This is a genomic window from Streptomyces sp. NPDC058964, assembly GCF_042741275.1.
Classification (GTDB): domain Bacteria; phylum Actinomycetota; class Actinomycetes; order Streptomycetales; family Streptomycetaceae; genus Streptomyces.
On sequence record NZ_JBHYKH010000181.1, the window covers coordinates 1 to 14,198 of the forward strand.

The following is a 14,198-nucleotide window of genomic DNA, read 5'->3' on the forward strand; positions in this document are numbered from 1 at the left end:
GCGGGGGCGGCCCGGGGGGCGCCCGGCGGCCGCCGCCCACGCGGCGCCGGCGCGGGAGCGGGCCGCGGCGGCCGCGGCCGCGCTCGGTGGTCTCGACGGGCTGGAGGGCCTGGCCTCGATGGAACGTCAGGTCGCGGCGCTCGTCATGGAGGGGGCGACCAATCGGGAGATCGCCGCGCGTCTCTTCATCAGTGTGAAGACGGTCGAGGCGACCCTCACCAGGGTCTACCGCAAGCTGGGGATCCGATCGCGGGTGGACATAGTCCGTTTGGCGGCAGGGCGGCGCGCGAAGTGAGAAAGCTGCCGGTTAACTGGGCCGGACCGAGGGTTTTCCCTGCCCTGCTCCCCTAGGGGGTTCCCTCATTGGGAGGAGGGTCCACCGCGCTCTAGCTTAAGGGGGTGCCGCTCGCCCGGGCACACGGGGGCCGGTCCCGCGACTCCCGTGATCACCCCCCACCCGCGCGTCCCCCCACCGGCAACCCCCACTGAGGAGACTCATGTTCGGGCTCCACCGCGCAAGAAAGACCGCCGCCGGCGTCGCGGCGACCGCTGCTGCCGCGGCGACCGCACTGCTCAGTGCCCCCACCGCTGCCGCGGCCCCGCAGCCCATCGTGGGCGGCACGACGACCACGACGACCTCGTACCCGTTCGTCATGCAGATCACGGACGCTTCGGGCAACCAGTTCTGCGGTGGCACTCTGGTGGCGGCCAAGAAGGTGGTCACGGCGGCGCACTGCATGTCGGGGGAGAGCAGCAGCAGTGTCCGCGTGGTGGGCGGCCGGACCTATCTGAACGGAACGGACGGCACGGTCAGCAAGGTCAGCAAGATCTGGATCAACCCCGGCTACACGGATGCCACGAACGGCGACGACGTGGCCGTCCTGACCCTGTCGACGTCGATGCCGTACACGACGGCGTCGTACGTCTCCTCCTCCCAGACGGGGGTGTACGCGGCCGGCACCACGGCCCGCATCCTCGGCTGGGGCACCACCTCGGAGAACGGCAGCTCCTCCAACCAGCTGCGGACCGCGACCGTGCCGATCGTGTCCGACTCCAGCTGCACGAGCTCCTACGGTTCGGACTTCGTCCAGACCGACATGGTTTGCGCCGGATACACGTCCGGCGGCGTAGACACCTGCCAGGGCGACAGCGGCGGTCCCCTGCTCATCGGGGGCGTCCTGGCAGGGATCACTTCCTGGGGAGAGGGGTGCGCGGAGGCCGGCTACCCGGGTGTCTACACCCGGCTGGCCACCTTCTCGGACCTGGTGACCGCGCAGGTCAACTCGTAGCCCAGAAGAACTCCTGAGAACCCCTCAGGTAGATGCCAGGGGGGCGTTGCGAGCCACCACGAGCGGCCCGCAGCGCCCCCCTTTCCATGCGTTCCGCACCCCTCACGCGCGGCCGGTGACGGTGCCGAACCGGACGTCGTACGCCTCACCACCGTGCATCGTCCCGAGCATCCGCTCCCCCTCCGCCGTCACGTCCGACCGCTGGTCCCGGGTCAGCTTCCCGAACGGCTCGACGAGCAGCGCGCCCTGCTCCAGCTTCCACACGCCCGCCAGGAAGCCGTCGACCAGGAGGGTGCGATGGGCCTGGTTGCCGTGCCAGGCGCGGCCCCGGTACTCGGGCGGTACGACACGGGTGCGGTCCGCGTGGGAGAGGAGCAGGTTGTCGAACTCCGGGAGGAAGCGGGGCGGGGCCGGGGTCTCCGGGTCGGGGCGCGGGGCGTCCGGCAGGTCGAAGAGCTCCGTGCCGGACGGGTCCCGGAAGGTGACGAGTCGCGGGCGCAGACGCTCGAAGGCGTCGCGCAGCCGGGTGAGGCCGGCCCAGGTCTGCATGTCCTTCACCGACGCCGGGCCGAAGGCCGCGAGGTAGCGCAGGACCGTCTCGTCCGGGGCCGGTGCGGGCCGGGCGGGACGGCCCAGCCAGTGTTCGGCGGTGGTGAGGGCGACCTGTCCGCTCCTGCCCCACAGCCCGCGCGGGGTGACCTGGACGAGCGGGAGCCTGCAACGGGCGGCGACGGACAGGGACTGCGCATCGGCGCGGGGCCACTCGGCGAGCAGGGCCTCGCGCAGCTGCGCCATGGTGCGCGGCTCGGCCTCGACCAGCTCACGGGCGATCACGGCGAGGCGGTCCAGGTCGACGCCGGCCAGCCCCTTGCGGAAGGCGTTCAGCTCGCGGTCCCGGGCGGCCTGTACGAGCGGCCGCAGGGTGAGGCAGTCCTCGGCGGTGTGGGTGTGGATGGTCGACCGCATGGTGACGATGCGGACGGTCTCGCGGTCGGCCATGAGGCCGGAGAGCCGCTCGGGGGTGAAGCCGTCCAGGCGGGCGGCGAGGGCGTAGTACGGGGGTTTGACGTTCTGCGCCTGGAGGCCGAGGAGGTGCTCCACGGCGGACCGGGCCGACCGCGTCGAACGGCTCAGCAGGAGCTGCCGTTCGAGGGTCGCGCGGTTCAGCGCGCGGGTGCCGAGGGAGGGCGCCTGCGCGGCCGGCGTCCTCGTGATGCTCCGCTTCGTCATGTACCGCACGCTAGCGCCGATCGCGGACACCCTCTGTCCGCATGCCTCACCGGATCCCGGACCGGCCGTATGGGTCCGTGCTGAATCCCCCCGTATATCCTGCTGGGTGATCACGCCGACCCAGGCTCGACCGAGAGGCAGTCGTGATGCCCGAGCGACGCGGCGGCCCCGCCGACAAGAACCACCGCAAGTCCGGCTGGCGCCGCGCGCTCAACCCGTCGCAGCAGCCCGACGCCCTGCCCTCCGCCGTCCCGGACGGCACGCCGGCCGAGGAGCCGGCCGAGACGATCCGCATCGTCCAGGCGGCCCTGTACCGCGACGGAGTGCGGGTCTCCTCCCCGGCCACGCTCACCGACACCTACCGCGAACTGCGCGAGCAGCCCTCCGGGATGGCGTGGATCGGTCTTGCCCGCCCAACCGAGGGTGAACTTCTGTCGCTGGCAGCCGAGTTCGGTCTGCACCCGCTCGCGGTCGAGGACGCGATGGAGGCGCACCAGCGCCCCAAGCTGGAGCGGTACGGCGACACGCTGTTCGTCGTCCTGCGCGCCGCCCGCTATCTCGACGCGCCGGAGGAGGTCGACTTCGGCGAGCTGCACGTGTTCGTGGGCCCGGACTTCGTCATCACGGTCCGGCATGGCGCGGCCCCCGACCTCTCCGCGGTCCGCACCCGCATGGAGGACTCCCCCGAACTGCTCAAACTCGGCCCGGAGGCCGTCCTTTACGCGATCCTCGACTCGGTCGTCGACGGGTACGCGCCCGTCGTCGCCGGGGTCCAGATCGACGTCGACCAGATCGAGACCGAGGTGTTCCGCGGCGATCCGGCGGTCTCCCGCCGGATCTACGAACTCTCCCGGGAAATGGTCGAGTTCCAGCGCGCCACCCGCCCGCTGGTCGGCATGCTGCACGGTCTGATGGCCGGTTTCGCCAAGTACGAGACCGACGAGGAACTCCAGCGTTACCTCCGTGACGTCGCCGACCACGTCACCCACACCAGCGAGCGCGTCGACGGCTTCCGTCAGGCCCTCACCGAGATCCTCACCGTGAACGCGACCCTGGTGACCCAGCAGCAGAACGCGGAGATGCGGGCGCTGGCGGAAGCCGGGTTCGAGCAGAACGAGGAGGTGAAGAAGATCTCGTCGTGGGCCGCGATCCTCTTCGCCCCCACACTCGTCGGAACGATCTACGGCATGAACTTCCACAGCATGCCCGAGCTGCACTGGGCGCTCGGCTACCCCTTCGCCATCGCTCTGATGGGGATCGTCTGCACCACCCTGTACGTGATCTTCAAGCGACGGGACTGGCTCTGAGCCTGCGACGGGTTCAGGGGCCCCGGTCGCACACCGAGTGGAGCCAGGTCAGGCCGGCCCTGTGACTGAGGGTGTCCAGGTTGCGCAGCAGGGACGGGAGGTCGTCCGGGCGGGCGAGGAAGTCGACGGCCGCCTGGGCGAAGGCGTCACGCACCGTGGGAGGCATGGCGTCGGAGGCGTCGAAGCAGTGCACCGCCCGCCGGTCCAGCAGGACGGCGGCGAGCGAGTGGCGGTAGCCGCCCGCCGGTTCGTACGCCTCCAGCGGCACCCTGGCGTCGACGGAGAAGCCGGACTCCTTGTCGCTCCAGGAACGCTGCGCCTCGGCGGAGGCCAGATAGCGGATCAGCGTCTTGGCCTGCGGTGTCGCGTGCAGGAGGGCGACCAGGTCGCCGGAGACCTCCCAGTCGTCGACGCCGCCCCGGCCCAGCAGCCCGGACGAGGGCAGGTACTGCCCGTTCACCTGCTTCCAGGAGCGGGAGGAGTTGCGGATGAACGAGGCCTGGTGCTCCAGGCTGCACTGCCGCGGTGACGTCGTGACGAACCCGGAGGCCTTCTGGTAGTCGGTCAGCAGGGCGCGCCGGACGACGTCGTCCGGTTTCGTCCCGGCACCGACCATGGCTCCCCACTTCCTCCAGGCGTCCTTCACCACGTCCGAGTTCCAGGAGATCTCGCCCCGCGCCCAGTCCTGGTACTTCCTCCAGCCGGACCGCTGGAGGAGGACGTCCTCGATCCAGTCGGTCCCGGGCCAGCCGCTGGTCGCGCCGGAGCCCATCCCCAGGCACCACTGGCCCGGCTGCCGGGCGGCGGCCCGGATCTGCTCGCCGGTCATGCCGTCGGGATGCCAGACGATGCTCTTGATGTCCGCCTTGAGCGGGAACCAGTACCGGTGCTTGCCGAACGGGGTGGTCCAGGACTCGCCGAAGTCCCGCTCGGAGATGAGGCATACTCGCGGCTGGAGAGGCTTCTGGTCCACGTAGGCGGCGAGTTCGCCGGGCCCGGTGAGCACCACGACGTCGGGCGGGGTGCCCGCCTCCACGTCCGCGCTGAGCACCTGGCTCTCGGCGGAGCTGCCCTGGTAGTCGACATGGATGTGGTGCCGTTTCTCGAAGGGGGCGAGCACCGCCGTCCGGAACTTCTTCGCGTCGGGTCCCGTCCAGTTGGCCAGCAGCGTGACCGTGGGCTCCCGGTCGAGGGCGCGCACGCCGATGACCGTGACCGCCGCCACCAGGGCCAGGCAGCTCGCCACGACGGTGAGGACGCGCAGACGGGGCGCGCTCACTGCGGCCTGAACCGGTAGTCGTTGATGTGCTGTCGCAGACCTGTCTCGGCCAGCAGCATGAGCAGAAGCCCTCCTATGAAGATCCACAACGTGGCCGCGGCCCGGAAGCCGGTGTGCGCGAGGTGCGAGGCCGTCTGCTGCCTCGCGTCGGTGACGCCGCGACCGGACAGCGACCGGTCGAGCAGGCCGCGCGTGTCCGCCATGCCGCCGTGCGTCCACACGGAGAAGAGGACCAGGGTCGCGACCCCCGCGACCATCAGCGCGCCGGCCGCCAGCAGCTGCCGGCTGTACCTGCGCCGGAACCGCCTGCGCAGGAAGACCTGGGTCTCCAGCAGGGCCGCCGCCAGCGCGAGGACGAGCAGTGCGACCACGCCCCAGGCGAGCCGGAGCACCCACCCGAAGGAGGTCTGGCGCTTCACCACGCCCCGCTGCTCCCGCTGGAGCTGGTTCAGCCGGGGGGTGATGCCCGAGTCCTTGTCGTCCAGGACGCTCTTGGCATAGCGGAGGTAGGCGTCACGCAGTACTCCGCTCTCCGTCTCCAGCTGCGCCTTCTGGACCATGCCGGTGTACACGGTGATCAGGCCGGCGACCGTCTGCAGTGCCTGCCGCCCCGCCGGGCCGCCGACGTCGTCGGAGGCCGCGACGGCCAGGCTCTGGGCGGCGACGGAGATCTGCTCCTGGAACCCGCTGGTGGACGGCGGGGTGGCCGTGGCCTCCCGCTGGGCCTGGTCGAGCGCGTGCTGTGCGGTGTCGATGGCGAGGACGGCCGGTGCGCTGGAGGTGCGCAGCGGGTCCGCGTCGCCGTGCACGCCCTCGTAGGAGACGAAGAGGCAGAGCGTGAGCACGGCCGTGAGTCCCAGCAGCAGCCGGCGGCGCAGGGCCAGTTCGCGGGCGGTGGTGCTGCCGCCGTCCGGCGGGCGGCTTCTTCTGCCCGGGACGTGGTCCAGGAGGCGGGACAGACGGGTCGGCCCGGCGGGCGCCGCCGTGTCGCGGGGCAGGGTGCCCCTGATCGTGTGCGCTTCGTGGGCCGTGCTCATGCCTGCTCCCCGAGCTGTCGGCCGCAGTCGCCACCGCAGTAGAGGGAGCCTGCCGGGCCCAGCCACTTGCAGTCCGGGCACTCGACGAGTTCGGCCCCTCCCTCACCGGGCGCGCCGGGCGCGTGGGGTGCGGCCGGGGGCTCGTCCGGGGCGGCGGCGGGGTCCGGCGGAGTGGTCATGGCGCTGGAGAGGATCAGATGCTGCCAGTCGACGTCCTTGAGTCCTTCGCGCACGGTGACCCGGCTCCCGGACTGTGGGCCCTCGTCGGCGATCTGCCGCAGGGCGCGCAGCAGTTGGGGGTCGTCGAGTTCGTGCGCCAGTGACAGGGCCCGGCCGAGTTCGGTGTCCGCCTCCGCCCGGCCGTCCGCGCCGCGCAGCCATGCCCGGTACGCCCGTGCCACGGCCGCCCCCGAGCGCTCGTAGAGCTGGTGGCGGCGGACTCCCGGGTGCTGCCGGGAAGCGTCGGCCGGGTTGTCGGTCCAGTGCACCAGGACCGGCCGCGGGGCGGGCAGCCGTACCGGGTGGCCGAAGTCGGGTACGAGCAGTTCCACCGCGGCGAGCTGGAGGTCCTCGCCGCGGTCCCGGCCCGAGGGGTCGGCGGCGAGGACGACCTGGTAGTGCCGGACCTCCTCGCTCCAGCCCCGGGTGACGTACTCGGCGCCGCGCTCGCCCGATCCTGTTCCGGCGGCGGGGAGTTCCTGTTCGGTCGGCACGACCTGCTTGACCTGCCGGATCACCGTGCCGGGGGTGGGGACCAGGCGGATGCGCAGCTCGGGGACGGCGGTGCCGAGCAGCCCGTTCACCAACTCCTCGTAGGCCGCGGGCAGTTCCGACTCGTTGCGGACCGCGGCCGCCCTGCCGTGCAGTCGGCGGGCGATGCGCAGCAGTACGTCGGCGTCCCAGCCGTCGCCGATGCCCCAGGCGTCGCAGATGAACCGTCCCTCGCAGGCGTCGAGTGCGGTGTCCAGCCGCATGGCGCCCCGGTCGTCGTGCTCGTTGCGTCCGTCGGTCAGCAGCAGGACGTGTTTGATCGGGGCGTCCTGCCCGTTGAGCAGGCGCCGGGCGAGGTCGAGCCAGGTGCCGATGGCGGTGCCGCCGTCCGCGTCCAGAACCCGTACCGCGTACTCGGCGGCCTCGCGCTGGTACCGGTCGGCGACGGCCATCGCCTCGGCGCCGGGGGCGGGGTGGACCACGGTCGCGTCGAAGCGGCCGGAGAGCACGGCGAAGGCCGTGTCGTCGGGGAGCAGCCGGAGGGCGGCGACGGTGGCGTCCTTCGCGGCGCGCAGTTTGGTGTCGGGATGGAGCATCGACCGGGAGGTGTCGATGATCAGCACCTCGGCGAGGGCGGCCCCCGAGCCGCCGGGCCGTCCCGGCGGCGGTCCGGCCCCGGCGTTGCCGACCCCGATCTCCAGGATGGCGTGCATCTCGTGGTCCCCGGGGCGGCCACCGGACGTCGGCAGGACGGACAGGTACTTGTTCTGGCCGACCGCCAGTGTCACCTCGATGCCACCGGGCTCGCTCATCGTCGTGCTCCCATTCGGTCAGAAGGTGGTGAGGGGCCGGACGGCGTTGGCCAGGTCGAGCAGGCGGCCGTGCTCGTCGGCGGTGCGGGCCTGGCCGGCCAGGTGCCTGAAGGACTGTTCGAGGAGCGCGCGCAGCTCGTCCTCGCCACCGGTCCCGAGCACGGCCCCGGCGGGGAACCCCGACCCCCACCCCCGTGCCGGCCGGCTGCCGAGGACGTTCTCCCGTATCTCGGCGACCAGCCGGGCCCGCGACTCGCCGTCTGCCGCTCCGCCGTCCAGCCGCAGCGCGGGCAGCCGCCGGACCGCGTCCCGCAGGTCGGAGACGGAGGGCGGGCTGCCGTGCAGGGTGCCGGTGCGGACGCGCACCGCGGCCGTCCGGGCCGTGTCGTGGTGCCGGGAGGTCGAGGGGACGTGGTCGAGGACCCGTACCGCCTCGTCGCGCCGTCCGGCGGCCAGATGGCCGCGGGCCAGCCCGAAGGCGGCCGCGGTGTGGGCGGAGTCCCGCTGCCAGACGGCCTCGTAGTACTTCATGGCGCGGGCGTTCCGGGGATCGGGCCGCCCCGGCGTGCCCCGCTCGGTCGTGGACTCGCGGAGCCGCTCCGCGCAGTAGCCGAGGGCGAGTTTGGGGACGTACTCGCCGGGCAGGGCCCGGTAGACCGCCTCGAAGCAGCTGCCGGCGTGGCTCACCTCGTCCTTGCTCAGATGCAGGACGCCCCGGTGCCAGGCGATCCGCCAGTCGTACTTGGCGTCCGGCGCGCCGAGTTGCGCCTCGGCCTCGTGCAGCCAGCTCTCGGCGTCACGCTGCCTTCCGCTCCTGAGGTAGGCCCGGCACAGCCACAGGGCGGTCTCGGGGGTGCCCAGCCGGGACTCGCGGCGCCACTGTTCGGCGACCCGGTCCGGGCCGTCCGGCGGGAAGCCGTCGAGCAGCAGGGCGGCGCCGTCGGCGGGGTCGGGCACGGGCTGGGGCAGGGCGGCCGCCACCTGGTCGGCGGGCGGTGGGCTGATGTCCAGCTCACCGGGCCGGCCGCCGGGGTGTGCCGTCCAGTGGCCGAGCGAGGGGATCGCGCCGAGCCCGGCGTCGAGCGAGGCGTCGGTGGGGCGGAACCGGGTCGAGCTCTCGGGCAGCTGTTCGCCGAACCGCAGCGACCGGAACTCCCGTAACACTTCCCACAGTTGCCGGGACATCTCGGCCGCCGAGCGGAACCGGGCCCGGGGTTCGGCGTGGGTGGCCCGGTCGATGAGGCGCCGGAAGGAGTCGGGGGCGAGGCCGCGGGCGGGCTCGGTGCTGCGCGCCAGGGCCTGCAGGGTCATGCCCACCGTGTAGAGGTCGCTGTCGACGTGCCAGCCCCGTTTCTCGATCTCCTCCTGCGGAGGGGCGAAGGTGCTCGTGTACACGTAGGCGGAGCCGCGGTCGCCGATCGCCCGCACCGCGCCGAGGTCGATGACCTTGATGCCGCGCCCGAAGTGGATGACGTTGGCGGGCTTCATGTCGCAGTACAGCAGCCCCCGTTCGTGCATGTACTGGAGCGCGCCGAGGATCTTGCACCCGTAGGTCAGCACATGGTCGAGGCGGGGGCGGCCCCCGAAGAGACGCTCCGCGTCCTCGGCGTCGAAGAGGTGCTGCAGGGAGCGGCCGCCGATGTAGTCCATGACCAGGTATCCGGTGGGCGACTGGCCGGGCACCTCGTGTTCGGCGTACGTGATGATGCGGACGATATCGGGGTGGTGCAGGTCGGTGAGCGAGCGCCGTTCCTCGACGGCGTTGCGGCGGGCCAGCGCGTCGTGGACGTTGATGAGTCCCTTGAGCGCCACCCGGAAGCCCTTCGCCCGGGTGTCCTCGGCGAGGTGGATCCAGCCGAGGCCGCCGCGGGCCAGGCAGCCGAGGATCCGGTAGTGGCCGGCGACGACCTGGTCCGGCTGGAGCTGGGGCAGGAAGGAGTAGAGGGTGCCGCAGCGCGGGCAGCGGCCGGAGGACCGGGCGGGCTGTCCGCCGTAGCCGACGCCGATCGTCATCGTGCAGCCGTTGGCGCCGCAGCGCCGCCCGCCGGTGGGGGGGCTGGGGTCCTCGACGACCGGGTGCGAGGGGACGGGTACGTCGGGCAGGACGACCAGTCCGTGCTGGTCGAGGTCGCCGACACCCGCGACGGCGTGGACGGGTGCGGGGCCGGGGGGTTCGGGGCCGGTCCGGGCCTGGTCGCCGGGGCGGTCCGGCGACGGGTGGGACGGGATGTCGCCGGCCGGCGCGGGCTTGCGTCCGCAGGTGTCGCAGTAGCCGGTGGCCATGAGGCGGCCCGCGCATCCGGCGTGGGTACAGGACGTCATGCCATGCCCTCGCTTCCGGTGTCGTCGGTGCCTGTCGTGCCCGGTCGCCCGGAGCAGTACGCGACGAACCGGCGGGCCGCGCGCTCCGCCGCGTCGACGTCGCAGGGGGCGGCGCGCAGCAGTCCGGAGGCGTTCGCGTAGAGCTCGTAGGCCTTCAGGTTCCGTCCCGTGTCCGCCGGGCCGGCCCTGCCCTTGCACAGCTCCCACACCGACGCGACCCGGCCGCGCAGTTCGTCGCGGCGCGCGAGGCGGGCGTCGAGGACCGCGAGCGTCCGTTCCAGCCGTCGGATCCGGCGTGTGGCCGCGGCCTCGTACAGGAACAGGTCGTCGGCGCGGGACGGTTCGGGCTCCGGGCCCGCGGCGAGCTGCCCGCGCAGCAGGCGGGTGAGCGGAACGGCGCGCCGGGCCCGGTCGATCAGCTGCGCGGTCTCGGGGCCCCCGCCGGGCAGGACCTGGCCGAGGCGGTCGTCGAGGGCGGGCCCGAGCCGGTCCACGATCCGGTCGAGGTCCGTGCGCAGCCTGGCCCAGCGCTCGCGCAGGGGGCGGCGTACGAGGGTGTCCCGGGCCTGTGCGGCGCGGCCGTCCGGGGTGCGGAACACGAGGAGCAGCCTGGCTCCCCGCTCGGCCAGCCGCTCCAGCATGCCGAGCAGCGGGTCCGGTTCGGCGGACTCGTCGACGCCGACCAGCACGGCGGCGAGCGTGATGCCCATCGCCACGATCTGCTCGGGCAGGGGAACGGCGGTGTCCCTGGGCACGCCGAGCCGCTCCGCGATCCGGTCCATGACCTGGGCGACCGTCAGTCCCCTGACCACGAGGGCGAGATCGTGTCCGCCGGGGGGCGGGACGGTCTCGGGCGGGTCGCCGGTGAAGCGGCTGGTGTTGGTCCGGGTGCGCAGCTCGCGGTCGGCCAGGGTGACGGCCCGCCTCAGGGTCCAGGCGCGGCGGCCGCGCGCGGGGACGGCGGTGACCAGCACCGGCCAGCCCTCGCCGCGGAACCAGCCGGCGAGTTCGGTGGCGAACGGCACGTCGAGTTCGCCGCCGCTGTCGCCGGGGTGGAGTTTCGGGTCGACGGCGGAGGGGCCGACGGTCCAGGCGGCGACCTGCGGGAGGTGGCGCAGGATGGTCTCGGTGGGGCTCATGTACGTGAAGGCCGATCCCTGTCCGGTGTCGACGCTGAGCACGATGCCGATGAGCTCGCCGGTCGCGTGGTCGACGACTCCCCCGCCGCTGAACCCGGGGCCGGCCAGCTCGCCGGGGGTCTCGGGGCGCAGTTGCACCTGGCTGTCCCGGCCCCGGCCGCCGACGAGGGTGGCGCTGTGCCACCTGCCGCCGTCGTCGCCCTCCGGGAAGCCGTACATGCCCACGCCCTCGCGGGAGGCGGCGAGCCGGAACAGCCTGGTGGTCTGCCGGACGGGGCGCGGTTCGGCCAGCCGCAGCAGGGCCAGGTCTCCAGTGCGGTCGCCGAAGGAGTCCTCCTGCTGCGGGACGTACTCGTCGGCATTCACGGTGGCGGTGACCGCCGGGACGCCGTCCACGCCGACGAAGTGGACGACGTACTCCTCGTCCGGGCTGACGACATGGGCCCCGGTCAGCACCCGGTCAGGGCCGAGCAGCACTCCGGCGCCCACGACCGGTCCCCCGGCCCGTTGTATACGTGCTACCCAACGCGGAGTCTCCATCCGCGACTTGACGGCTCGTTCCCCCGTGCGCGTCATGTCTGCCGAGGTTACTCCCCGTACCCGTCCGGTACCACTGGGATGCACATGGACTTGACAGACGGGGGTTGACCGGGTCCATCGGGGTGCCGGGCGGTTCTAGCGGGAGTCCGTGACCGCACGCGCACGCCAGCCGGTCCAGTGCCCGACGGTGACGGTGATCACCGGGCCGGCGGGCGGGTGCCGCCGGTACTGCGGGTACTTGTCGCCCAGCAGGGCGAGGGCGGCCGCGCGGACGTCGCGCGCGGCCGGATCGGCCGTGCCGGGCGGCAGGACGCGGGCCAGGCCGTCGGCCCGGACCCACCACAGGCGGTCCCAGTCCTCGTCGTAGGCGTCCGCCAGCAGGCACACGGCCGGGTGGGCGGCGATGTTGCGCAGCCTCTTGAGCCGGGTTGTGGTCTTCGGCTTGTGGTCGACGGCGGTGACGATCCCGTCGGGGCCGTGCGTGGCGAACACGACCGGCACCAGATGAGGGCGGCCCGCCGCGTCGATCGTCGCCAGCCGCGCCACCCGGGCCGCGGCGAACCGCCGCCGTGCCTCGTCGGCCGTCATGTCCGGCACTCTCGCACCTCCGCGGCCGTCAGTGACCCTGCAGGGCGTCGAGCACGTCGTCGTCCGTCAGCTGCCCGAAGTCGTCGTACCACTGCCCGACGGCGGAGAATCCGTACGGCTGGTGCGGACAGACCACGTCGTCGGCCTCGTCTCCCAGCAGGGCGACCGAATCCGGTGCGCCGACCGGGACGGCCAGGACGACACGGGCGGGCGCCCTGCGCCACACGTGACGCAGCGCGGCGCGCGCGGTCGAGCCGGTGGCCAGTCCGTCGTCGACGACGATCACGGTACGCCCCCGCAGGTCCGGGGGCGGGCGGCCCCGCCGGTAACGCCGCTCGCGGCGGTGCAGTTCCTGGCGCTCCCGCTCCACGACGGGGGCGAGCGACTCCGGGGTCAGGCCCAGCGCGTCGAGGCTCTCCTGGTCATAGAGCGGAGGGTCGTCACCGGCGATCGCGCCGACGCCGAACTCCTCGTGGTGCGGGGCACCGATCTTGCGCACGAGCAGCACGTCGAGCGGTGCCTCGAGCGCCTGGGCGACCTCCGCGGCCACCGCGACACCGCCCCTCGGGAGGGCCAGCACGACGGGGTCCGGCAGGGCACCCTCGTCCCTCAGGGCGCGGAGCCGTTCGGCGAGTTCCCGTCCGGCCTGCCTTCGGTCCTGGAAGAGCATGGCTCGTCCTCTCGGCTGGAGCTCGGTCCTCGCCTTCCATGGTGATACGACCGCTTCCACGGCGATACGGCCACCGGGGACAGCCGGGCATTTCCATACCCTCCATCTATACACTGTGTGTATAGTCCCGGCATGCCTCTGTGGACCAAGAAGCCTCCGGCCAGAAAGACGTTCCGACGGACGTCCGGGTTGCGTACGACCGCGCTGACGGCCGCCGCCCTGTCCCTCGCACTCGCGCTCACCGGCTGCGCGGGCGCCGGCACGACCCGGCCCAGCGCCGCACGCGCCCATGCCGCGCCCGGCCCTCAGGCCGCCCGGTTCGGGACCGTGGACTGCCGCGAGGCCAGGTGCATCGCGCTCACCTTCGACGCCGGGCCCAGCGAGAACTCGGCCCGGCTGCTGGACATCCTCAAGGAGAAACAGGTCCCGGCGACCTTCTTCCTGCTCGGCAAGCGGCACATCCTGAAGTACCCGGAGCTGGTCGAGCGCATGGCGGCCGAGGGCCACGAGGTCGCCAGCCACACCTGGGACCACAAGATCCTGACCCGGATATCCGAGAAGGAGATACGCGAGGAGCTGGTGCGGACGAACGAGGCGATAGAGCGCCTCGTCGGGCACCCGCCCACGCTGATGCGCCCGCCCCAGGGCCGCACGAACGACACCGTCCACCGCGTCTGCCGCGAACTGGGCCTCGCGGAGGTGCTGTGGAGCGTGACCGCGAGCGACTACCGGACCACCGACCCCGCCCTGATCACCAAGCGTGTCCTCGCGCAGTCCTCCCGCGACGGGATCATCCTGCTGCACGACATCTACCGGGGCACCGTGCCCGCCGTGCCCGGCATCATCGACGCGCTGAAGGCACGCGGGTACGTGTTCGTGACCGTGCCACAGCTCCTCGCGCCCGGGAAGGCCGAGCCCGGGAAGGTGTACCACCCCTAGAGGCCCTGTCGCGGCGCGCCGGAGTGCCCGTCCCCGGGCCGGGTCGGGTTCCCGCGGGGACCGGTGGGAGGAATGGCAGGTGAATCGCGGCCGCGCGCCGCCCGACGGTGCGCGATCCGGCCGCACCGACCAGCCTGCGCACGCTTCCGAAGCCCCCGCTGGTGCAACTGTCCGCGGTGGCTGGGGTCCCGGTCCGGGCGGGAGCTTCCCTAAGATCGTCACGTGGTCTCCTTCCTGCTCGAACGCACGGCACCGCTGCCGATCGGCGAGGCGTGGCCCCGGCTCACGGAGTGGCCCCGCCACCCCCGCGCGGTGCCGCTCACCAGGGTCACCGT

The 14,198-nt window shown here is 72.9% G+C and carries 12 protein-coding genes and 1 pseudogene; 5 read left to right on the top strand and 8 right to left on the bottom strand.

Features of this window, described 5'->3' with window-relative positions:
* Positions 1–295 (top strand): helix-turn-helix transcriptional regulator (locus tag ACFW2E_RS22320; protein WP_384468822.1); only part of this gene is annotated, 295 nt, incomplete at its 5' end.
* A gap of 202 nt (positions 296–497) precedes the next feature.
* Complete coding sequence (locus tag ACFW2E_RS22325; protein WP_384468823.1) at positions 498–1,289, top strand: S1 family peptidase; 792 nt, start codon at positions 498–500, stop codon at positions 1,287–1,289.
* Between the two features lie 102 nt (positions 1,290–1,391).
* Here ACFW2E_RS22325 and ACFW2E_RS22330 read toward each other — a convergent pair whose 3' ends face one another.
* The gene (locus ACFW2E_RS22330; RefSeq protein ID WP_384468824.1) at positions 1,392–2,519 is read right to left on the bottom strand and encodes a winged helix DNA-binding domain-containing protein; all 1,128 of its coding nucleotides are present in this window, start codon (positions 2,517–2,519) and stop codon (positions 1,392–1,394) included.
* A 146-nt stretch (positions 2,520–2,665) separates the two neighbouring features.
* Between ACFW2E_RS22330 and ACFW2E_RS22335 the strand changes: the two genes are divergently transcribed.
* Positions 2,666–3,826: a magnesium and cobalt transport protein CorA gene (locus ACFW2E_RS22335; RefSeq protein WP_384468825.1), complete on the top strand. Its 1,161-nt coding sequence runs from the start codon at positions 2,666–2,668 to the stop codon at positions 3,824–3,826.
* Positions 3,827–3,839: 13 nt separating this feature from the next.
* On the opposite strand, the gene ACFW2E_RS22340 is transcribed toward ACFW2E_RS22335, so the two are convergent.
* From ACFW2E_RS22340 to ACFW2E_RS22370, 7 genes are all read right to left on the bottom strand, one after another.
* Complete coding sequence (locus ACFW2E_RS22340; RefSeq protein ID WP_384468826.1) at positions 3,840–5,105, bottom strand: extracellular solute-binding protein; 1,266 nt, start codon at positions 5,103–5,105, stop codon at positions 3,840–3,842.
* Positions 5,102–6,142 (bottom strand): hypothetical protein, encoded by a 1,041-nt coding sequence (locus tag ACFW2E_RS22345; protein ID WP_384468827.1) that lies wholly within the window; start codon positions 6,140–6,142, stop codon positions 5,102–5,104. Before ACFW2E_RS22345 ends, ACFW2E_RS22340 begins: the two co-directional genes overlap by 4 nt.
* On the bottom strand, positions 6,139–7,665 hold the full coding sequence (locus ACFW2E_RS22350) for a VWA domain-containing protein (RefSeq protein WP_384468828.1): 1,527 nt from the start codon (positions 7,663–7,665) through the stop codon (positions 6,139–6,141). The genes ACFW2E_RS22345 and ACFW2E_RS22350 overlap by 4 nt, the downstream gene beginning before the upstream one ends.
* An 18-nt stretch (positions 7,666–7,683) precedes the next feature.
* Positions 7,684–9,987: a tetratricopeptide repeat protein gene (locus ACFW2E_RS22355; RefSeq protein WP_384468829.1), complete on the bottom strand. Its 2,304-nt coding sequence runs from the start codon at positions 9,985–9,987 to the stop codon at positions 7,684–7,686.
* On the bottom strand, positions 9,984–11,702 hold the full coding sequence (locus ACFW2E_RS22360) for a serine protease (RefSeq protein WP_384468830.1): 1,719 nt from the start codon (positions 11,700–11,702) through the stop codon (positions 9,984–9,986). Before ACFW2E_RS22360 ends, ACFW2E_RS22355 begins: the two co-directional genes overlap by 4 nt.
* A gap of 99 nt (positions 11,703–11,801) precedes the next feature.
* The gene (locus ACFW2E_RS22365; RefSeq protein ID WP_384468831.1) at positions 11,802–12,263 is read right to left on the bottom strand and encodes a TIGR03668 family PPOX class F420-dependent oxidoreductase; all 462 of its coding nucleotides are present in this window, start codon (positions 12,261–12,263) and stop codon (positions 11,802–11,804) included.
* Between the two features lie 19 nt (positions 12,264–12,282).
* Complete coding sequence (locus tag ACFW2E_RS22370; protein WP_384468832.1) at positions 12,283–12,924, bottom strand: phosphoribosyltransferase; 642 nt, start codon at positions 12,922–12,924, stop codon at positions 12,283–12,285.
* A 132-nt stretch (positions 12,925–13,056) separates the two neighbouring features.
* Between ACFW2E_RS22370 and ACFW2E_RS22375 the strand changes: the two genes are divergently transcribed.
* Both ACFW2E_RS22375 and ACFW2E_RS22380 read left to right on the top strand, forming a co-directional pair.
* Positions 13,057–13,863: a polysaccharide deacetylase family protein gene (locus ACFW2E_RS22375; RefSeq protein ID WP_384468833.1), complete on the top strand. Its 807-nt coding sequence runs from the start codon at positions 13,057–13,059 to the stop codon at positions 13,861–13,863.
* A gap of 222 nt (positions 13,864–14,085) precedes the next feature.
* A pseudogene (locus ACFW2E_RS22380) lies at positions 14,086–14,198 on the top strand (SRPBCC family protein); the annotation flags it as partial.